Origin of the sequence: Paraburkholderia sp. RL17-373-BIF-A (assembly GCF_046030175.1) — a bacterium.
In the GTDB taxonomy this organism is placed as follows: Bacteria; Pseudomonadota; Gammaproteobacteria; order Burkholderiales; family Burkholderiaceae; genus Paraburkholderia.
On the sequence record NZ_JARESO010000005.1, the window covers coordinates 271783 to 287825 of the forward strand.

The following is a 16043-nucleotide window of genomic DNA, read 5'->3' on the forward strand; positions in this document are numbered from 1 at the left end:
TCAGACCTCCAGCGGGTCGGCGACGCGCACCGGCAGCGCGAGTTCAACCTGCTGCGGTTGCAGCGGCAGGATCTGCACGACGGTGCGCGGATTGACGCGGTCGATGCCGTGGAACACGTGCTTCTCGCGCACCTGCCGGTCGTTGACGTACACGCCGCGTTGGACGAGATAGCGCTCGCCCTTCATGCCCGCTTCTTTCTGCGCTTTCGTGAGCTTCTGCGTCTCGTACCGGTCCTGCAGGATGTCGAGCACGATCGACTCGTCAAGGTCGGGCCGCTGGCTGGCGTAGAAGATGTGCAGCGTGACCGCAACGGGCCCGGTGTAGCGCACGCGATAGCGCGGCGGAATCTGGCGGAGGGCGTTGCGCTCGAACTCGAGCGCCTTCTCGCTTTTGATGCTGGCCGGGCGGCCGCCGCGCACGACGATCTGGCGGCTGTTCGCTTTGCTGGCCGGCTCGCCGAGGATCGTGAAGATGATCGGCTGGGCCATCACGCCACCTCGCCAGTTTGCGTTTCTGCGCAAGTTGCAGCTGCGCGCACGGCATCTTCTGCGATGACGAGCATGTCGTCGAACGCGGAGAGCAGGATTGAAATCGCTTCGTGCGGATAGGTATCGCGGCGGTGCTTGCGGAACTCGGCGAGCGCGTCGCGCATGTCCTGCAGTTCCGCTAACGCGGTTTCTGGCTTGCCATGCCCAGGCTTATCCGCGGTGCCCTGTTCGACCGGTGCGCTGGTCTGGCCATGCGCGGCCACAACGGCCGCCTCGGGGGTATTCGATTCCGCGGCCATCATCATCGCGTCCACGATCGCGTCGTGGATGATCGCGGTGAACTGCGTCTTGCTGCCCGGCAGGCGCGAGCGGTCAATGCTGGCGATGCTGCGCGCGACCAGCTGCGCGTGGCGGTCCCAATCGACCGGTGGGGTTTTGGTGGTCATGCGTCGGTCTCCGAAAAGGACGGTTCAGCGTGGGTCGGGCCAATGAGCCCGCCGGTGGGAATGGATTGCTGGCGGCCGATCTCGCGCGTGAGCTCGATCAACTCGGACTCGGCCGCGAGGATTGCGCGGTAGCCGGCGTGTGTTGCGCGCAGCGACAGCACGCGGTCGACGAGCGGCTTCTGGCGGTGCAGCTCGGCGGTGATCGCATCGTTGGCCGAGCCGCCGATGTTGAAGTGGCAGCAGCAGACCCACTTGCCGGCGTCGCCAACGGTGCCGAGCAGCGGGCAACCGTACGCGGCGCACATGCCCCAGGCGGTGCCGTCGGCGTTCATCGCAGATCCTTGCGGACGGGGTTGATGACGAGTTCGCGCAGCGTATTCATGAACTCGGCGCCGACGACGTGTTCCTGCCGGCAGCGAATGATGTCCTCGAGCAGGGCGAGACTGGCTCGCTGAACGCCTTCGACTTCCTCGGAGGTGGGACGGCGGATCAGGTCGGCGCTCATACGGAAGCCTCGTACTCGGCAACGCGCGACGCGATCGCCTGCTTCGCCTCGGCCAGCTGCTCGGCGTCCTCACGTGCGTGACGGGATTTGGCGGCGGCAGCGCGCGCTTTTGCACTCCCAATCCCGGACACCAGCGCCTTCAGCCGCGCGAGATTCGCCTTGACGTTGACCGTGGGCACGGACTCGGCAGGCCCCGCCAGCATTGGCACTGCGGCCTGTGCGTGCTCGAGCTGCAACCGCCCTTCGCGCACGGCTTGAGTCACGACCGCTTCGCGTCGCGCGGCGTCGAAACCTTGCGAAACGACCCATTGCACCGGGCGATTTACACCTCGCGACTGCTCGGTAATTCGCAGATACGCGGCCTTAAACGCCATTCGCGCGCCGATTTCGTCACCGTCGATGACGCTTTGCGCGACGCTCCACGCTTCGGCGATTTCGTCGGTCCAGACGACCGTGTCACGTTCGTCACGCGAGCGCAGTGCGATCGCCCATGCCTCGTCGACTTCGGGACGACCGTCGCTTTCCTTCGGCAGGTGCTTGAGGATCGCAGCGGGAGTCGGCGCGAATTCGCTCGCGGCGACGTGCTTCGAGATCGCACGCAGCACCGCGTCGAGCGGAAAGGCTTCGAGGTTCGCCCAGTACACGGTGAGCACGCCTGGAGTCGGCAACGGTTGACGCGCCGTTTCGTAGGCCAGTTCGAGCGCGTCCTTGAACGCGCGCTTGTCGGTCGCTTGCATGGGTCAGTGCTCCATGTCGATGACGTTGGGATCGGACTGCGGATCGTCGGCGAGCCACGCTTCGCCGTTGGCTTCGCTGGTGAGTCGGCGCTGTTCGGCGGCCGTGAGGCGCGGCGGTTGGGATTGCGATGCGATGACGCGATCGACGTACACCGGCAGACAGCCGATGCCGCCTTTCGCGCTGGCGATCGCTGTTGCGACGGCCTTGTCGACGAACTCGGTGGTCAGTCCGGCATTGACCCAGCCAGCGAACACCGGCCATATTTTTTTGCGATCGTGGACGCTCGTCGGATCAGCCTCGAAGCCGTGCTTCGCCTTGAAGTGGCGCAGCCATTCACCCTCGTCTTTCGGGGTGAAATCATCGCGCCCACCGCGCGGGGGTTTACCACCTACGATGACAGAACCACTGTTTACTTCTCCCTGTCCCTCTCCCTGTCTCTGTCTATTGCGATCGGGGGGCGATTCGGGGGGCGATTTTTCATCGGATCGGGGGGCGATCGGTTTTTTATCGGGTTGCGATCCCGACACGATTGCGACGACCTGCTTCTTACGCAGCGTTTTTGATTGCGGTGCGACGGTCTTCAGCAGTTCAACGGCCTCAATTACACGCGCCGAGATCGCGTCAATATCGACCTCCACGCCCCAGCGCTTCGCGTTACCGGCAGCGCCCGACAGACTGGCGAGCAGCTTCTCTATCCACGCTTCGAGCGACTTCTCCGCGACGACCGGATGATAGAAACGACCGTCGGCGCACTTGACCCAGCCGCGGAGTGAATGCGCCTTCACTTTTTTCCACGCCTTCGACTGCGATAGATGCGCGAGCATGCGATCGTCGTCCGGCAGACTTGCGGCCGGCACCTGATGCCAGCTTTCAAGCCACAACGTGATAGCGGCCGCGCGCTCGTCACCGGTGCCGAGGATCCACGTCTCCGACGTGAGCAAACGCTTCACGTCGAGCGGCATGAACCCGAAATCGCGCAGGTTGCAATCTGCTGGGGTGAGAGGATTCGGGAGGCCGTTCATGCTGCCGCCTCGCCGAATATTCCGGCGCGATCGAGGGCCCGCGAGCATGCGGGGTTAAGCCAGAGGCATTCAGTGCGCAGCGCTGTGCCGCGCGCGGACGAGATCCGCGCCTCGGTCGACGCCATCGCCCAGCCCTCAAGCGCTTCGACGTATTCCGAGCTCGAGTAACCGCTGAGCACGACCATGCCGTTGGCAGCGCGCAGCGTGTCCAGCAGCTTGAAGTGATCGTCGTTCGACATCTCGCAGTCGTAGTAGCGACCGTGCTTTGCGCCGACGTAGCGCGTGCTCATGAGGTATGGCGGATCCACGTAAAACAATGTGTCCGTCGCATCATGCTGGTCGATGATTGTCAGCGCGGGTCGGTTTTCAATCATCACGCCGGCAAGGCGTTCGCATACTCGAGCTAGCGAATCAGGAAAGCGCGCCCACAAGCCCTGAGCTGTGCCGTGTTTGCGGCGCGTGTCTATGCGGAAGCCGGTCTTACCCTTCGTCGCGCCGGCCGATCCGAAGCCCATTTCGGCGCGCACAAGCGTGCGTCGTGCCTGCTCGATCGGATCGTCCGTCGGCTCGTATGCGCCTTCAAATTCTTCGCGCGCATAGGGCGTCAGCAGCAACATGTCGATCAAACGAGCGCATTGGCCCGGCTCACGCAGCACACGGAACAGATTGACGATGTCGCCGTCGAGGTCGTTGTAGACCTCCGCGTAGGCACGGTCTTTCTGGATGAGCACGCCTGCAGCGCCGCCGAACGGTTCGACGTAGCAACGATGCGGCGGGAAATGCTTGATGACCCACGGCGCGAGTCGAAACTTGCCACCGTGGTAGCGCAAAACGGGGCGTGTCGGTGTGCTCAAGCGGCCTCCCAAAGTTGTTTCTGGCCGCGCAACAGTTCGTCGGTGTCAATGCGTGGCCGCGCCGGCGTGTTCCAGTTGCCGCCGCCGCATTGGCCGATAAGTCGCCATCCGGACGCGCGAAGGCTCGCGCCGTTTTCGGTAGCGAGCGTGTATGTGATCAACCGCCGGTATCCCATTGCCCGAGCAGCACGCCACGCTGCGCCGTAGAGCATTGAGCAGGCGTTCTTCGTGCCATCGGTGCAGCAGCGGTTCACCTCGAGCGTCCATCCATCATCGTTACCGCGCGCGACAGGACGGCCAACGATTGCGACGCCGTGGATCTCGCCGGGCATACCGTCAACGTGGAGCGTTTCGAAGTTGCCGAGCGCAATGCTGAACTTGTGCCCCACGACAGGCTTGTGATGGCGGTGATGCCTCGCGACGAACGCGTTCGCTTCCGCGAGACTCGTCGGAACGATCGCAAGACGCGTCCCACTTTGTCCCAGGCTTTCCCGCCCGGAAGCACGCGTGCCGTCGATTTCTTCGGCCATGAAAACCCCGTGAATACGTTTGCGGGCCGCGTTAGCGCGCGACCGTTGGTCCCTGCTGGTCACTGACGGCCGGCTGCTGCGTCCGCACAATTCCACACAACAGGATTTCAGCCAGACGAGCGAGAGCTGCCGAGTCGCTTTCGATGAAGTGGGCCTGCTTGAAGTCCTGCAGGCGCACGTACACGTCGTCGCGAAGTCGGGTTTTCACTTCGTTGCGGAAAGCGGCACGAGACGCCGAGGCGCGGCGCCGTGTTCGTGCTGGGGCCGACGCCCGGCCAGCTGGTGTGGAGAGGTCGTTCATACGGCCGCCGGAAGTTGCTCAGTCGGTGCGATGAAGCCGTCGGGAACGGGCTTACCCAGTTGCACAGCCGCGCCAATCACCATCGCGGTCTGCTTCTGGTCCAGTTCGTCGGGCCACTGAGAGATCGCACCTTTGGTGATGCCAAGCGCGCGTCCGAGCGCCGCGCCGTTACCGCCGAAGATGTCGATCGCTTGTTTTTTGGTCAGGTTCATCTGGATGGCTCCGGTTCACATTGCCAGCAGTATAGAACCCTAAACTCAAAAAGGAAAGCGATCTAAACCGCGTTTGGTTTAGATTCCTAGACCATGAATCTTGCTGAACGAATCCAGACTGTGTTAGACGAAGCCGACGACATCGACCAGGTAAAACTGGCCGAGGCCGCTGGCGTGACAAAGGGGACCGTCAACCAATGGTTGAGCGGTCAGATCAAGTCGATCAAACTCGAATATGCAGTCGGAATTCAGGATCGGTACGGCTTCAATGCGGTCTGGTTGGTTATGGATAAGGGACCGAAAAGAGCAAAAATCACTCATTCCTCTGACAACTTTGATCCAGTACCATTGCCCGCTGGCAAAGCAATCCCGGTCGTAGGCATGGCATCACTTGGAGACAACGGCTTCTGGGCCGAATTGGAAACCGCCGCAGGGCACGGTGACGGCTACCTAGATTTCCCATCCAGAGACAGAAACGCCTACAGCATCCGCTGCAAGGGCGATTCGATGACACCCCGGGTAAAGGATGGCGAGTATGTGGTCGTCGAACCAAGCCACGAGGTAGAGCCCGGCGATGAAGTATTGGTCAAAGCGAAGGACGGTCGCGTTATGGTCAAGACGTTCCTGTACAAGCGCGCCGGCCGGGTGCACCTGATGTCCGTAAATGAGGACCACGCGCCCATCGTCATTGATCAGGAAGAGATTGACCGGCTGCATTACATCGCAGCAATTGTCAAACAAGCTTGGTGGCGCCACGAATGAGACCGGCGCTTTTCCTCATTGCGTTGTTTTTTTGCGGCGCTGCCGCAGCTCAGACCACTTCCCAGCAGCGCTGTAATCTGTTATCGAGCACGGTCGCAGCCACTGCCGATTGGCGAGACAACGGCGTGCCGATCGCGAAAGCCCAAGCAAATGTGGAACAGGTGCTTCTTCAGATGTCCGCGTCGGGGGACGACAAGCAAAAATGGCACGACGCGGTAACAGCGATCTACAGCAGCACCGTCCGGTCTGACCAGATCGAACAGAAGCTCCGAAACTACTGCCAATAAAAGCGTTTCGAAATAACCGATCCCGCCCTCGCGGGATTTTTTTTGCTCAATCGGTTTAGAACACTTGACTTCTACGGTTTAGTTTCCTACACTGCCTCCAAGTTCAAACGAACAGTGAGGCGACCAGATGGCAACCCTACTTTCTCAAACTGAAGCAACCGGCGACCACGTCGTCGACCGCGACATGTACCGAGCCGAGCAGGCGCAGGAACTGGCCGAGCAACTGCGCGAAGCCGCGAGCGACGCCTCGTCGTTGGACGACGTGCTCGAACACATCAGCCAGTTCCTGACGCCGTCGCAGCACGCTCGCGCTAAAGCGCTGCTGCAGCGCCATGACTATCGCTCTCTCGGAAAACTGCTGTGCGACGTGCATGAGCAGCTGGTGAAGGCTCGCGTCGCGAAGGTCGCGCCGCGTCGCGTGGTCTTGTGGGACGAGGTGCAGTGATGAGCGTCCTCGCGAAAGACCTGATGGAGTTGCGTGCGCAGCCTCTGCCGCATGGCGCGCTCACTGAGCACCTGATCCGCGCTATCGCCCTGAACCTGATCGCGGCCGGCGTCGCCGATCAACGGAAGGGGTGCTGACGTGACTGAATCATTCGACATCGTCTATCAGGACCGCGCGATCTCGACGCCGATGGACATTCGGCGCGAGTTCTACAGCGCTGACGCGGGCAACCTGGACGCGCCGCAATGTATCCCGTGCGGCTCGACCGAATCGATCAACGGTCACGACGGCGTGTTTCACACGACCTCGTATCACTTCCGCGCGGGGGCCTGACATGCAAGTTTCTCTCGAAAAAATCCAGGCTGCGATCGAGACGCTACACGCCGCTGAGAAGGCGCTGCTCGAGTGCGATTCGAGCGACGGCAGCAACGGCGCCCTCGCCGGCCGCTGCGCGATCGCTGCGGTGTATCTCGAAACCTCGGTTGCGATGGCCGGCGAGCCGGTCCGTCACTTCCGCATCGTTGGCGAGGCGTCGTGACATGTCGACTGCCCACCAAATCATCGGCGCAGTCATCGCGTTTTACGCGGTGCTCGCGGCCTTGTGGCGGGGTCGCTCATGACTGCGCTGTTCTTCGTTCGCCGCGCCGCGGGCCGCGTTGCGCGTGCTATCGGGTTGCATCCGAAGCGCGAGCCCGTGCGACCTGCTACCGAGCGCGACTTCGCGCACACGTGTCTGCTGCTGGGTTTCACCGCCGGCGCCTGCGCGATGGCAATCGGCTTTTCCTTCGTTCTCACCTTCTCGGGGAGGTTTCTGTGCAACTGACCAAGCTCTTTCACAAGGCCTGCGCCGCTCGCGAATGTCGCCGCGCACGTAACACGCTTCAGGCGTTTTGCGAGGAACGCGTCGCCGCGCGCCGCGCGCTCGATGAAGCGAATCGCCGTGCCGATCGTGCACTGCGCGCCGCAGCTGAGCTCGAGCGCGAGCAGTTTCGCGTCGAGTTCTTCGGCCCGCGCAATCCGGTGCGCTCCGCATACATGGTTGGCTCTAAAGCGATCTTCGCTGAAGCCGCGATGTTCATGGAACCGGGCGCGCTCAAGTGAAAACCCTCCGCGCACTCGCCCAGCTTGTCGGCCTATGGCTCGTCATCACCGCGGCGCTCGCCGCTGCGGCGCTGGTGCTGTCGCCGGTCGATCCGTTGCACGCAATCCCCTCCACCAACTCCCGAGGTCAAGTATGAACACCGCTGCCGCAGTACCCGTCATCGCCATGGACGCCGTCGAGTCGTCGCAGATCCACAGCCTGGGCTATGACGCCGCGAGCGAAACGCTGGCGATTCGTTTCAAGAACAAGGCCGGCGCGCCGACGTCGCTCTACCACTACGCGCACGTCACGCCCGCCAACTTCACCGCGCTGCGCGACGCCGAGTCGATCGGCTCGCACTTCTACAAACACATCAAGCCGCTGCCCGAGCGCTTCCCGTACGTGTGCATCGAGAAGATGCCCGCGCCGGCCGAGCAGGATCAATCGTGAGCGAGGCGCGCGACAAGTTCTGGATCGTGTGGTGCCCGACGGGTACGCATCCGCCGTCGTATCGCCACGAATCGTATGAGTCGGCAGTGTCCGAAGCCGAGCGTCTCGCGCGCTGCTCTGGATCTGCTGAGTTTTATGTGATGGGCGCTGAAACGCTGCGCAAGGTCGACAACATGGCCCGCATCGATTTCGTCGACCAAGACAAACCGCCGTTTTAACCCTGAGGAATTCATGTCCACGCTTGCTGAAACTCAAACCGCCATCGCGCCGCGCCAGTCGAATGCGCCCGTACGCGCCGGCTTCTTCGATCTCGAAGGCTTCGAACTGCTTCAACGCGTTGCCAAGGCATTCGCGTCGTCGACGCTTGTGCCCGAGGCATACCGCAACAACGTGCCGAATTGCATGATCGCGCTCAACCTCGCGAGCCGCCTGCGCGCCGATGAGTTGATGGTGATGCAGAACCTGTACATCGTCCACGGAAACCCGGGCTGGTCGAGCAAGTTCCTGATCGCCAGCGTGAACACGTGCGGCCGCTTCGAGACGTTGCGCTACGAGTGGCGCGGTGAGGAAGGCGCAGACAACTACGGCTGCCGCGCCTGGACGATCGAGAAGTCGACGGGCGAACGCCTGAACGGTGTCTGGATCGACTGGAAGATGGTGAAGGCCGAAGGCTGGAGCAAGAAGAGCGGCAGCAAGTGGCTGACGATGGCCGATCAGATGTTCATCTATCGCTCAGCTGCATTCTGGCAACGCGGCTATGCGCCTGAAATCAGCATGGGTCTCAGCACCGCCGAGGAACTGCACGACGTTATCGACGTGCGTGCCGACGGCACCGTGTCATTCGGTGGCTACGAGGAAGGCGGCGCTCGCGCGCCGGCCGCCGAGGTTGTGCAACCGCAGTCGAAGAGTGCAAAGGCTGCGGCACTCCCTCAAGCCGACGCTGACGGCGTGATCGAGCATCCGACGACGCAACGCCAGGCCGAACCGGTGCAACGCGAAGAGCGTCCTACGCAACAGGCCCAGCCGAAAACGCAACAACAACCGCGCACGCGTGCAGCGCGCATGGAATCGGAAAACTTCGAAGATCCGCCGGCCACGCCGATCAGCGACAGCGTGCTGCGCGTGCTCAAGACCAAGATGGAACAGAACGCGGTCAATGAGTCGGACCTCAAGAAGCATTTCGGTTTTGACCTCGACGGCGTTACCACGGCCAATTACAACGCCGTGGTCGAGTTCGTCGAAAACCCGGTAGGCCAATGATGACGCTGCTGTTCGATCCGGTCGAGCACGTCTACACGGTAGGCACGCAGCGCGTGCCGAGCGTGACGCAGACCCTCGCGCCACTCGTCGACTATTCGCAGGTGCCGCCGGCGGCGCTCAAGCGCGCGCAGGAACTCGGCACGGCCGTGCATCGCATGACCGAGCTGCACGACCTCGACGACCTCGACACGGACAGCCTCTCGCAAGAGTTGCTGCCCTACCTCACGGCGTGGATGCGTTTTCGCGCCGAGACGGGATTCGTGCCCGAACTGATCGAACACCGGTTTCACCATCCGGCGCTCGGCTTCGCTGGGACGCTCGACCGCACCGGTGTCATCGGCGGCCGGCGCGCCGTCGTCGACATCAAGAAGATGCTACGCCTCGGTCCGGTGATCGGTGTGCAGCTGGCCGCCTACAAAGAGCTTTGCATCAAGAACGGTGTGCACGTCGAGGACCGCTATGGCCTCGGTCTGCGTGCAGATGGGACGTATCGGCTCGTCCCTTTTAAAGATCCGCACGACTGGCCGGTATTCCTGTCGCTGCTCACCCTCCGCAACTTCAAGGACAAACATGGACTCGCAAACCCAATCGCAACCGCTGGTTGATCTGAACATCTCGCATCCGGACAAGGCGCTGTTCAAGTCGGCAATCAATGCGTTGAACACCGCCAAGGCCTACGAGATCGACAGCGCAGACATGCGCGACCTCGCCGCGCGCGAGCTCACGAAGATCAAGACGCTGCAGAAGGACGTCGACGGCAAGCGCAAGAGCATCACGCAACCGATCGACGCCGCGAAGAAAGCCGTGATGGCGCTGTTCGCTGCACCGACCGACTACCTCGAACAGGCCGAAGTGATCCTCAAGGGCGCGATCCAGCGCTTCGACCGCGCCGAAGAACAGAAGCGGCTCGCCGCGCAGGCCGCGCTCGAGGAAGCCGCGCGGCAGGAACGTGCGCGCCTGGCACAGGAGGCCGCAGCGCGCGAAGCGGCGGCGCAGGCTGAAGCCGACGAGATCCAGCGCAAGGCAGACGAAGCCGCTGCCGCTGGCCGCGCGGAAGAAGCCGCGCGTCTCGCGTCCGAAGCATCCAGCCGCGTCGAACAGGGTGCCGCGGAGGTGACGATGCTCCAGCAGACCGCGACGCTCGTCACGGCTCCGATGACGGCCGCGCCGCGCAAGACCGCTGGCGTGTCGACCCGCATGGTCTGGAAGGCCGAGGTCAACGACAAGCTCGCGCTGATCCGCTACGTGGCCGAGCACCCGGAATACGTCGATCTGCTCGACGCGAACATGCCGGCCGTCAACAAGATCGCGCTGGCTCTGAAGGCGAACTGCCCGCTCGCCGGCGTGCGCGTGTTCGAAGACGCCGTGATCGCCGCGAGGGCTGCGTGATGCGCGTTATCGCAATCGAAATCCACGGTCCGAACGACTTCACGGTGCGCGAGCGGGATCGCTACTGCGACAGGCTGTGCTGGGATGAAATGCTCGGCAGCGTCGCCGAGCTGACACACCCGCGCATTGGCGAAGCGCGCTACCGGATGCAAACGCGCGAGGAACACGCTGAACGGGAATCCAAGTGGCGGGCCGTCCAGCATCCGGTGTACGCCAAACCGCCATTGTTGGAAGCGCCCGGACCGAACACGAAAATCCCCGAACTCGAGCTCGGCGCAGACGGCACGATCCGGACGAAATATCCGACGATGTCCCGCGAATGGGTTGCTTCTGTAGCCGACTCGCACGCATCGTTGGCGCCGATTTTCGTCGCCGCACCCTCCTATCGCACTGCGCTCGAGCAGATCGCCGCCGGCGCGACCGGCTATCTCGACAACGATACGACGCTCGCGAACATCGCGAAGCGCGCGCTCGGCATTGCCGTCGACGAATAACTGCCCACCACCACCCAGGAGCACGTCCCATGTATGTCGAAATAGATCAGGCCATGGCAAAGATCACTTCGGTGACGCCGATCATGGAAAAGCACGGCAAGAAGAAAAAGCGCCCCGCGCACTCGATCATCTTCGAGTTCGCGATGAGCAACACGGTGCTCGACAAGATCGACAACAACGGCCTGCGCGACGCGTTCTATCGCGTGCCGACGTCGCCGAGCGTCGACAAGGGCGGCCAGACGAAGATCGACACGTCGAGTGTCACCGACGGCGTCTCGCAGATCCGCTTCCCGTGGTGGTCGCAGTGGATCGACATTCCCGGCGATCTGGTCGGCTGGGTGCTGACGCTCCACACCGGCAACACAGACCGGTCGCACATTGTGCTTGAGGAAGCAAAGATCAGTTCGTTTCAGGTCCTTCCCAAGGATCTCGCGATCACGCTTCTCAAATGCAAGGCGATCGTGCATCCGACCGCGCATGAGAAGGGAAAGATCGACGAGTTGCTGCAGACGGACGTGAAGGTTTCCATCATGCCGCCGGATTCGATGGAGCAGGCCGACATGATCGGCCACGGCCAGCAGGCCGACCCCGATCCGGATGCGGACGACGATGAGAACGACGAAGAGCAAACCGGCAAGGACGAGCAGGAACAGGCGCCCGAAACGTCCAGCGACGCGCCCAAGGAAGATCCGTTCGCGGGCACTGACCTCGCGCGCGGCGTCGTCAAAAGCGACGCAAAGGTGACGACGAAGAAGAAGCGAAGCGCTGGACAACCCGACGAGCCGCGCAATGAAGCGTGGCCCTTCCCGTCCGGCGTTCCCAGCCACCACTAACAGTCCGTTACGGGCACCGCCAATCCCGGCGGGGCGCGTTTGAAGGAGCGGCCTGTTCGGCGCTCCGTTTTTTCCTACAAGACATGATCCACTACCACGGCACCCCGATTACCCCTGCGACGGCTGCGGCGCGTGCCGTCTCAAGCGGCCATGCGTTCGTCTCGTTCCAGCATCCGGAGCAATTGGGGCTGGTCATCGAAGTGGCTCAGTCGTTCGCGGTCGACAACGGCGCGTTCTCCGCATGGCGTGCCGGTGCACCCGTCGAAGACTGGGGGCGCTATTACGAATGGGTGGCTGAGTTGCATCGCTATCCTTCGTTTGACTTTGCTGTGATCCCTGACGTGATCGACGGCGACGAAGATGCCAACGATGCATTGATCGGCGAATGGCCGTGGCGCACGCGCGCGCCATGGGTCGGCGCGCCGGTTTGGCATCTCCACGAAAGCCTCTCGCGTCTTGAACGGCTTGCGCTCACATGGCCGCGCGTTTGCCTTGGCAGCTCGGGCGAGTTTTCGACCGTCGGCACACCGATCTGGTACACGCGCATGGCCGAAGCAATGGACATCGTTTGCGATCGAGACGGGCGACCGGTCTGCAAGTTGCACGGCCTTCGGATGCTAAACCCGGACGTCTTCACCCGCTTCCCATTCGCCAGCGCCGACAGCACGAACATCGCACGCAACATCGGCATGGACGGCGCGTGGCGCGGCCCGTACACGCCACCAACGAAAGAGAGCCGTGCGCAGGTGATGCGCGACCGGATCGAAGCCCATCAATCACAGACATTCTGGGTGCGCGAGCACGCCCACATTCAGAGCGCATTCGAACTGGAGCTTCAAGCATGAACAGCGCCGACCGCCACGCACTCGCCCTTTCCATCGTCCACCGCGAGGCTGCGCGCACGCTCTCGAAGGCTGATTTCGACCTGTGCATGCGCATCGCAAAGCGGGCTCTCGGATATCCGCTAGACGAATATATGGCGAATATTCGCGATACAGATAATCCGGCGATGCTTGCGCGAGACGTCGCAGGCGATCTGTGGGACGCCTCTATCCGCTGTGATTTCGACGCGTTCAAGGCCGAGGTAGCCAACGCTCTTGCGAGCACGGCGCGCGTGTTACCCGACCAGCTGACGCCACCGGTTCAAGACGTCCTCGGGCTGATGCTCTGGAAGACCACGCCGCTCGCGCACGCGTTGCGCGCCGGCGGATTCACGATCGAACGCAAGACCGAAACCGAGCAGGCCGTCGCGCTGCATTGGCTGCTCGGCTTCGCACTCAAGGACGGTGACGACTGGCAGAAGACCGCGGCCGTCGCACTGCGGCAACTGACCGACGCCGCCAAACAACCGGGGGATACACAACCATGAGCACCATCGTCAACAAACGCAATCTCGGCCAGTCCGTGCAAACGCTCATCAAGAAGAGCGATCCGGACATCGGCGATCTGATCAACGTGTGCGAAGCGCTCGGCGCGGTCATGACCGACATCGTCGGCGCCGAGTGCCGCGTCGCGTTCCGCTGCAGCGCGGACGCACTTGAAAAAGCCATGGCTGGGCGGGAGGCCTGATGCAAATGAATCGCCCTCGCCTGAACGACTCCCTGGCCCCCGACAACGTGCTCTCGCGCATGGTGCCGGGCAAGACCTACGGCGCATACGCGCTCGCAGCCAAGTTTCACGTGCGGACCGCGAAGATGCGGCCCGTGCTCGAGAAGATGGTCACCGGCGGGATGCTCGAGCTGAGCACGTCGCAGCCGGGCACGCTCGGCTTTCGCCGCGCGAAGGAAACGGCACAGCCGGTCGAGCAGGAACCTGTGCTCACGACCGTTGCGACGCCGCCGGTGCTTGTGCGTCTCGACGGGACATTGACCGGCTATGACAACGAAATCGCGCGGCGCGTGGCGCTTTGCATGTTGGTGCGGGGTGGGCGATGAACGGCTTCTACTTCTTGGAAATCAACGGAATGACAAGCGCTGCAATTGCGGTAACCGCAGACAAAGCGGCAATGACCCACGCAATCCGCGCGTGTTTCGCGGAATCTTTTGCTGCTGCGGCCGAGTCAACTGCAGCCTTTGCTGAAACCTCGGCTGCGTCCGCAGAGCGCTTCGCTTCGACTGCCTGCGCCTCCGATGCAGTCGCGGCGCGGAGAGCGATCTCGTTTGCCTCAGCAGCGCGCCGGTCCTCTGCCTGCGCCTGCTGCGCACGGTCGTATCCAGCAAGCCATTGCCGGACAAAGGGCCTCCGGTTTTCGGCTAGCCGGGTGCCGGCGACCATATCGCGTAATGCCTCGATCCCCTCTGCGTCGACAAACGCCTGTACGCCCTCTCGCGTGTGGAATTCCCACATATGCACCCCCGATTTTCGAGGAATCCTAGCATGAGAGACCTGCCGATCCTGATGAACAGCGCCATGGTGCGCGCGCTGCTGCGTGATGAGAACCCGAAGACGCAGACGCGGCGCGTCGTCAAAGGCATGGCGCTCGACTGGCTTCAGCCCGGCATGTTCAGCCCCGAATATGTTGCGTCGGCAGACAGTCTTCTGAGTCCGTACGGTTTCGCTGGCGACCTTCTCTGGGTGCGCGAGACGTTCATCGCGTTCGGCCGCTGGGAAACACGCTTCAGCGAGAAGAAGGGCCGCGACGAATGGCACTTCGTCGACATGACGCTTGAGACCGGCCGCGAGTATCGGTTCGGTGGCGAGTTGCCAAATGCAAAGCGGGCCGGCGCGACACCAGCATGGTGGAAACGCCCTTCGATCCACATGCCGCGCGCCGCATCGCGCATCACGCTTGAAGTCACCGACGTGCGCATCGAGCGCCTGCAGGACATCAGCGAGACGGATGCGCGAGCCGAGGGTTGCCCGTTCACGTGGGACGGCAAGCAGTACGACCCACCACCGCCAGAGGTTGATAGCTGGCAAGGCTACGGCCGGGCGTCATTCAGTCTGCTCTGGACGCAAATCAACGGGCCGGATTCTTGGTACGCCAACCCCTTCGTCTGGGTCGTGGAATTTAAACGGATTGAAGCATGACCAAAGAAGCAACCCGAATCATCGAAACGACCAGAACCGCATGGAGTATCAAATGAACGAACCGACTCCTAAGCTGTACCGTATTCCCGCCGTGATGGCTCAACTCAGCGTCTCGCGCGCGACGATCTATCGGATGGTGGCCGACGGCAAGTTGCGCCTCGTGAAGATAGGGGCACGGTCGAGCGGCATCACAGCGGAAAGTATCGAAAAATTGCTAAACGCTACGCACTCAAATTGAAAATCGGCCGGCTTTCTGCAGCCGGCCGAGGCCCCACTTAGCGGCTGCCAAGCTTTTCGAAATTCAATCGGTCTTCGATTCGATTACAGATTGCTTCGTACGCTGCTTCATACGCATATGCATTCCCGACCCGCTCGCACTCGAAACTCGTATCGAGCTCGGTCAGGAGCACTTCCATGCGATCCCCGATTTCACGCAAGCCAACCTTGATCTGGAAATGCTGCAGGGGAAACGTGTTCGGTCCGCGCTGAAGGCTAATCGCCACACCAAACCAAATGATCAGGTCGTTCTTGGTCTTATAAAGATCTGCCGGACTGTCGATGTCCTCCCAGTCGTCGATGTCTCCTTTAAGAAGACGAACGTATTCTCGGCTGGCGTGGGCATCACTAATCTTAGGAATGTAGCCATCAGGCGCGCCAATGTACTCGGCTAGGCCGTTCTTGAATAAATACGCTTGCTCTCCCATGCGCCTGAAAAATTCGAGCTTGTTCGATTCGAATCGCGCGAACGCATCGCACAGGTCTTGGTATCTCGACATATGGTCCCTCGGTGTTATTAATTCGGCGCTTATCGTAGCAGGCTTCATTGGCTCGGAGCGATCGGCAGGCGGCGGGGCGCTTTATTTCGTAGAATGCTGCTCGGCACCCGGCGAGTTTCCACCCCAGAGACTATGGGTA

34 protein-coding genes are annotated in these 16043 nt (G+C 62.1%); 22 read left to right on the forward strand and 12 right to left on the reverse strand.

The window, feature by feature from the left end:
• From P0D80_RS08735 to P0D80_RS08780, 10 genes are read right to left on the reverse strand one after another with little or no spacing between them, the layout of a single operon-like run.
• Complete coding sequence (locus P0D80_RS08735; RefSeq protein WP_408282875.1) at positions 1 to 489, reverse strand: RusA family crossover junction endodeoxyribonuclease; 489 nt, start codon at positions 487 to 489, stop codon at positions 1 to 3.
• Complete coding sequence (locus P0D80_RS08740; protein ID WP_408282877.1) at positions 489 to 935, reverse strand: hypothetical protein; 447 nt, start codon at positions 933 to 935, stop codon at positions 489 to 491. The genes P0D80_RS08735 and P0D80_RS08740 overlap by 1 nt, the downstream gene beginning before the upstream one ends.
• Complete coding sequence (locus P0D80_RS08745) at positions 932 to 1267, reverse strand: hypothetical protein (RefSeq protein WP_408282880.1); 336 nt, start codon at positions 1265 to 1267, stop codon at positions 932 to 934. The genes P0D80_RS08740 and P0D80_RS08745 overlap by 4 nt, the downstream gene beginning before the upstream one ends.
• A complete protein-coding gene (locus P0D80_RS08750; RefSeq protein ID WP_408282883.1) occupies positions 1264 to 1440 on the reverse strand; it encodes a hypothetical protein in 177 nt (58 codons plus the stop codon). Before P0D80_RS08750 ends, P0D80_RS08745 begins: the two co-directional genes overlap by 4 nt.
• Positions 1437 to 2177, reverse strand: a complete 741-nt coding sequence (locus tag P0D80_RS08755; RefSeq protein ID WP_408282886.1) for a hypothetical protein — start codon at positions 2175 to 2177, stop codon at positions 1437 to 1439. Before P0D80_RS08755 ends, P0D80_RS08750 begins: the two co-directional genes overlap by 4 nt.
• Positions 2178 to 2180: 3 nt before the next feature.
• Positions 2181 to 3200: a DUF1376 domain-containing protein gene (locus tag P0D80_RS08760; RefSeq protein ID WP_408282889.1), complete on the reverse strand. Its 1020-nt coding sequence runs from the start codon at positions 3198 to 3200 to the stop codon at positions 2181 to 2183.
• On the reverse strand, positions 3197 to 4054 hold the full coding sequence (locus tag P0D80_RS08765; RefSeq protein WP_408282891.1) for a DNA adenine methylase: 858 nt from the start codon (positions 4052 to 4054) through the stop codon (positions 3197 to 3199). Before P0D80_RS08765 ends, P0D80_RS08760 begins: the two co-directional genes overlap by 4 nt.
• Entirely contained in the window at positions 4051 to 4584 is a 534-nt protein-coding gene (locus P0D80_RS08770; protein WP_408282897.1) for an XF1762 family protein, read from the reverse strand. The genes P0D80_RS08765 and P0D80_RS08770 overlap by 4 nt, the downstream gene beginning before the upstream one ends.
• A 31-nt stretch (positions 4585 to 4615) precedes the next feature.
• Positions 4616 to 4885, reverse strand: coding sequence for a hypothetical protein (locus P0D80_RS08775; protein WP_408282901.1), 270 nt, complete (start codon positions 4883 to 4885; stop codon positions 4616 to 4618).
• On the reverse strand, positions 4882 to 5097 hold the full coding sequence (locus P0D80_RS08780; RefSeq protein ID WP_408282904.1) for a Cro/CI family transcriptional regulator: 216 nt from the start codon (positions 5095 to 5097) through the stop codon (positions 4882 to 4884). The genes P0D80_RS08775 and P0D80_RS08780 overlap by 4 nt, the downstream gene beginning before the upstream one ends.
• Before the next feature lie 93 nt (positions 5098 to 5190).
• On the opposite strand from P0D80_RS08780, the gene P0D80_RS08785 reads away from it, so the two are divergent.
• The 20 genes from P0D80_RS08785 (at position 5191) to P0D80_RS08880 (ending at position 14032) form a co-directional block, all read left to right on the forward strand.
• Positions 5191 to 5859, forward strand: a complete 669-nt coding sequence (locus P0D80_RS08785; RefSeq protein WP_408282907.1) for a S24 family peptidase — start codon at positions 5191 to 5193, stop codon at positions 5857 to 5859.
• A complete protein-coding gene (locus tag P0D80_RS08790) occupies positions 5856 to 6146 on the forward strand; it encodes a hypothetical protein (protein ID WP_408282910.1) in 291 nt (96 codons plus the stop codon). The genes P0D80_RS08785 and P0D80_RS08790 overlap by 4 nt, the downstream gene beginning before the upstream one ends.
• 127 nt (positions 6147 to 6273) lie before the next feature.
• Positions 6274 to 6591 carry a hypothetical protein gene (locus P0D80_RS08795; RefSeq protein WP_408282913.1) on the forward strand — a complete coding sequence of 106 codons (318 nt, stop codon included), beginning with the start codon at positions 6274 to 6276 and terminating at the stop codon, positions 6589 to 6591.
• On the forward strand, positions 6591 to 6728 hold the full coding sequence (locus P0D80_RS08800) for a hypothetical protein (protein ID WP_408282916.1): 138 nt from the start codon (positions 6591 to 6593) through the stop codon (positions 6726 to 6728). Before P0D80_RS08795 ends, P0D80_RS08800 begins: the two co-directional genes overlap by 1 nt.
• Before the next feature lies 1 nt (position 6729).
• Entirely contained in the window at positions 6730 to 6924 is a 195-nt protein-coding gene (locus P0D80_RS08805; protein ID WP_408282918.1) for a hypothetical protein, read from the forward strand.
• Position 6925: 1 nt separating this feature from the next.
• Positions 6926 to 7129: a hypothetical protein gene (locus P0D80_RS08810; protein WP_408282921.1), complete on the forward strand. Its 204-nt coding sequence runs from the start codon at positions 6926 to 6928 to the stop codon at positions 7127 to 7129.
• A gap of 78 nt (positions 7130 to 7207) precedes the next feature.
• Positions 7208 to 7414 carry a hypothetical protein gene (locus P0D80_RS08815; RefSeq protein ID WP_408282924.1) on the forward strand — a complete coding sequence of 69 codons (207 nt, stop codon included), beginning with the start codon at positions 7208 to 7210 and terminating at the stop codon, positions 7412 to 7414.
• The gene (locus P0D80_RS08820) at positions 7405 to 7692 is read left to right on the forward strand and encodes a hypothetical protein (protein WP_408282926.1); all 288 of its coding nucleotides are present in this window, start codon (positions 7405 to 7407) and stop codon (positions 7690 to 7692) included. The genes P0D80_RS08815 and P0D80_RS08820 overlap by 10 nt, the downstream gene beginning before the upstream one ends.
• Positions 7689 to 7829 carry a hypothetical protein gene (locus tag P0D80_RS08825; RefSeq protein ID WP_408282929.1) on the forward strand — a complete coding sequence of 47 codons (141 nt, stop codon included), beginning with the start codon at positions 7689 to 7691 and terminating at the stop codon, positions 7827 to 7829. The genes P0D80_RS08820 and P0D80_RS08825 overlap by 4 nt, the downstream gene beginning before the upstream one ends.
• A complete protein-coding gene (locus P0D80_RS08830) occupies positions 7826 to 8122 on the forward strand; it encodes a KTSC domain-containing protein (protein WP_408282931.1) in 297 nt (98 codons plus the stop codon). The genes P0D80_RS08825 and P0D80_RS08830 overlap by 4 nt, the downstream gene beginning before the upstream one ends.
• Positions 8119 to 8340: a hypothetical protein gene (locus P0D80_RS08835; RefSeq protein WP_408282934.1), complete on the forward strand. Its 222-nt coding sequence runs from the start codon at positions 8119 to 8121 to the stop codon at positions 8338 to 8340. The genes P0D80_RS08830 and P0D80_RS08835 overlap by 4 nt, the downstream gene beginning before the upstream one ends.
• Before the next feature lie 13 nt (positions 8341 to 8353).
• Entirely contained in the window at positions 8354 to 9382 is a 1029-nt protein-coding gene (locus tag P0D80_RS08840) for a hypothetical protein (protein WP_408282936.1), read from the forward strand.
• On the forward strand, positions 9379 to 9987 hold the full coding sequence (locus P0D80_RS08845; RefSeq protein ID WP_408282939.1) for a hypothetical protein: 609 nt from the start codon (positions 9379 to 9381) through the stop codon (positions 9985 to 9987). Before P0D80_RS08840 ends, P0D80_RS08845 begins: the two co-directional genes overlap by 4 nt.
• Entirely contained in the window at positions 9953 to 10771 is an 819-nt protein-coding gene (locus tag P0D80_RS08850; protein ID WP_408282941.1) for a hypothetical protein, read from the forward strand. Before P0D80_RS08845 ends, P0D80_RS08850 begins: the two co-directional genes overlap by 35 nt.
• A complete protein-coding gene (locus P0D80_RS08855) occupies positions 10771 to 11265 on the forward strand; it encodes a hypothetical protein (protein ID WP_408282943.1) in 495 nt (164 codons plus the stop codon). The genes P0D80_RS08850 and P0D80_RS08855 overlap by 1 nt, the downstream gene beginning before the upstream one ends.
• 29 nt (positions 11266 to 11294) lie before the next feature.
• Positions 11295 to 12098: a hypothetical protein gene (locus P0D80_RS08860; protein ID WP_408282945.1), complete on the forward strand. Its 804-nt coding sequence runs from the start codon at positions 11295 to 11297 to the stop codon at positions 12096 to 12098.
• Positions 12062 to 12943 (forward strand): hypothetical protein, encoded by an 882-nt coding sequence (locus tag P0D80_RS08865; RefSeq protein WP_408282947.1) that lies wholly within the window; start codon positions 12062 to 12064, stop codon positions 12941 to 12943. The genes P0D80_RS08860 and P0D80_RS08865 overlap by 37 nt, the downstream gene beginning before the upstream one ends.
• Positions 12940 to 13467, forward strand: a complete 528-nt coding sequence (locus P0D80_RS08870) for a hypothetical protein (protein ID WP_408282949.1) — start codon at positions 12940 to 12942, stop codon at positions 13465 to 13467. The genes P0D80_RS08865 and P0D80_RS08870 overlap by 4 nt, the downstream gene beginning before the upstream one ends.
• Complete coding sequence (locus P0D80_RS08875) at positions 13464 to 13667, forward strand: hypothetical protein (protein ID WP_408282950.1); 204 nt, start codon at positions 13464 to 13466, stop codon at positions 13665 to 13667. The genes P0D80_RS08870 and P0D80_RS08875 overlap by 4 nt, the downstream gene beginning before the upstream one ends.
• 5 nt (positions 13668 to 13672) lie before the next feature.
• Complete coding sequence (locus tag P0D80_RS08880) at positions 13673 to 14032, forward strand: hypothetical protein (RefSeq protein ID WP_408282952.1); 360 nt, start codon at positions 13673 to 13675, stop codon at positions 14030 to 14032.
• A gap of 7 nt (positions 14033 to 14039) precedes the next feature.
• On the opposite strand, the gene P0D80_RS08885 is transcribed toward P0D80_RS08880, so the two are convergent.
• The gene (locus P0D80_RS08885; RefSeq protein WP_408282954.1) at positions 14040 to 14444 is read right to left on the reverse strand and encodes a hypothetical protein; all 405 of its coding nucleotides are present in this window, start codon (positions 14442 to 14444) and stop codon (positions 14040 to 14042) included.
• 30 nt (positions 14445 to 14474) lie between these two features.
• Between P0D80_RS08885 and P0D80_RS08890 the strand changes: the two genes are divergently transcribed.
• The gene (locus tag P0D80_RS08890) at positions 14475 to 15128 is read left to right on the forward strand and encodes a hypothetical protein (protein WP_408282956.1); all 654 of its coding nucleotides are present in this window, start codon (positions 14475 to 14477) and stop codon (positions 15126 to 15128) included.
• Between the two features lie 52 nt (positions 15129 to 15180).
• On the forward strand, positions 15181 to 15366 hold the full coding sequence (locus P0D80_RS08895) for a helix-turn-helix transcriptional regulator (RefSeq protein ID WP_408282958.1): 186 nt from the start codon (positions 15181 to 15183) through the stop codon (positions 15364 to 15366).
• A gap of 37 nt (positions 15367 to 15403) precedes the next feature.
• Here P0D80_RS08895 and P0D80_RS08900 read toward each other — a convergent pair whose 3' ends face one another.
• Positions 15404 to 15904 (reverse strand): hypothetical protein, encoded by a 501-nt coding sequence (locus P0D80_RS08900; protein ID WP_408282960.1) that lies wholly within the window; start codon positions 15902 to 15904, stop codon positions 15404 to 15406.
• Between the last annotated feature and the right edge of the window lie 139 nt (positions 15905 to 16043).

Bases quoted from the DNA above. Each gene is read 5' to 3' on its own strand.
- P0D80_RS08775 (WP_408282901.1), bottom strand. From the start codon at position 4,885: ATGAACGACCTCTCCACACCAGCTGGCCGGGCGTCGGCCCCAGCACGA.
- P0D80_RS08810 (WP_408282921.1), top strand. From the start codon at position 6,926: ATGCAAGTTTCTCTCGAAAAAATCCAGGCTGCGATCGAGACGCTACAC.
- P0D80_RS08870 (WP_408282949.1), top strand. From the start codon at position 12,940: ATGAACAGCGCCGACCGCCACGCACTCGCCCTTTCCATCGTCCACCGC.
- P0D80_RS08860 (WP_408282945.1), top strand. From the start codon at position 11,295: ATGTATGTCGAAATAGATCAGGCCATGGCAAAGATCACTTCGGTGACG.
- P0D80_RS08830 (WP_408282931.1), top strand. From the start codon at position 7,826: ATGAACACCGCTGCCGCAGTACCCGTCATCGCCATGGACGCCGTCGAG.
- P0D80_RS08755 (WP_408282886.1), bottom strand. From the start codon at position 2,177: ATGCAAGCGACCGACAAGCGCGCGTTCAAGGACGCGCTCGAACTGGCC.
- P0D80_RS08785 (WP_408282907.1), top strand. From the start codon at position 5,191: ATGAATCTTGCTGAACGAATCCAGACTGTGTTAGACGAAGCCGACGAC.
- P0D80_RS08750 (WP_408282883.1), bottom strand. From the start codon at position 1,440: ATGAGCGCCGACCTGATCCGCCGTCCCACCTCCGAGGAAGTCGAAGGC.
- P0D80_RS08760 (WP_408282889.1), bottom strand. From the start codon at position 3,200: ATGAACGGCCTCCCGAATCCTCTCACCCCAGCAGATTGCAACCTGCGC.
- P0D80_RS08740 (WP_408282877.1), bottom strand. From the start codon at position 935: ATGACCACCAAAACCCCACCGGTCGATTGGGACCGCCACGCGCAGCTG.
- P0D80_RS08850 (WP_408282941.1), top strand. From the start codon at position 9,953: ATGGACTCGCAAACCCAATCGCAACCGCTGGTTGATCTGAACATCTCG.
- P0D80_RS08900 (WP_408282960.1), bottom strand. From the start codon at position 15,904: ATGTCGAGATACCAAGACCTGTGCGATGCGTTCGCGCGATTCGAATCG.
- P0D80_RS08790 (WP_408282910.1), top strand. From the start codon at position 5,856: ATGAGACCGGCGCTTTTCCTCATTGCGTTGTTTTTTTGCGGCGCTGCC.
- P0D80_RS08745 (WP_408282880.1), bottom strand. From the start codon at position 1,267: ATGAACGCCGACGGCACCGCCTGGGGCATGTGCGCCGCGTACGGTTGC.
- P0D80_RS08880 (WP_408282952.1), top strand. From the start codon at position 13,673: ATGAATCGCCCTCGCCTGAACGACTCCCTGGCCCCCGACAACGTGCTC.
- P0D80_RS08875 (WP_408282950.1), top strand. From the start codon at position 13,464: ATGAGCACCATCGTCAACAAACGCAATCTCGGCCAGTCCGTGCAAACG.
- P0D80_RS08895 (WP_408282958.1), top strand. From the start codon at position 15,181: ATGAACGAACCGACTCCTAAGCTGTACCGTATTCCCGCCGTGATGGCT.
- P0D80_RS08855 (WP_408282943.1), top strand. From the start codon at position 10,771: ATGCGCGTTATCGCAATCGAAATCCACGGTCCGAACGACTTCACGGTG.
- P0D80_RS08780 (WP_408282904.1), bottom strand. From the start codon at position 5,097: ATGAACCTGACCAAAAAACAAGCGATCGACATCTTCGGCGGTAACGGC.
- P0D80_RS08890 (WP_408282956.1), top strand. From the start codon at position 14,475: ATGAGAGACCTGCCGATCCTGATGAACAGCGCCATGGTGCGCGCGCTG.
- P0D80_RS08845 (WP_408282939.1), top strand. From the start codon at position 9,379: ATGATGACGCTGCTGTTCGATCCGGTCGAGCACGTCTACACGGTAGGC.
- P0D80_RS08840 (WP_408282936.1), top strand. From the start codon at position 8,354: ATGTCCACGCTTGCTGAAACTCAAACCGCCATCGCGCCGCGCCAGTCG.
- P0D80_RS08735 (WP_408282875.1), bottom strand. From the start codon at position 489: ATGGCCCAGCCGATCATCTTCACGATCCTCGGCGAGCCGGCCAGCAAA.
- P0D80_RS08800 (WP_408282916.1), top strand. From the start codon at position 6,591: ATGAGCGTCCTCGCGAAAGACCTGATGGAGTTGCGTGCGCAGCCTCTG.
- P0D80_RS08815 (WP_408282924.1), top strand. From the start codon at position 7,208: ATGACTGCGCTGTTCTTCGTTCGCCGCGCCGCGGGCCGCGTTGCGCGT.
- P0D80_RS08795 (WP_408282913.1), top strand. From the start codon at position 6,274: ATGGCAACCCTACTTTCTCAAACTGAAGCAACCGGCGACCACGTCGTC.
- P0D80_RS08885 (WP_408282954.1), bottom strand. From the start codon at position 14,444: ATGTGGGAATTCCACACGCGAGAGGGCGTACAGGCGTTTGTCGACGCA.
- P0D80_RS08770 (WP_408282897.1), bottom strand. From the start codon at position 4,584: ATGGCCGAAGAAATCGACGGCACGCGTGCTTCCGGGCGGGAAAGCCTG.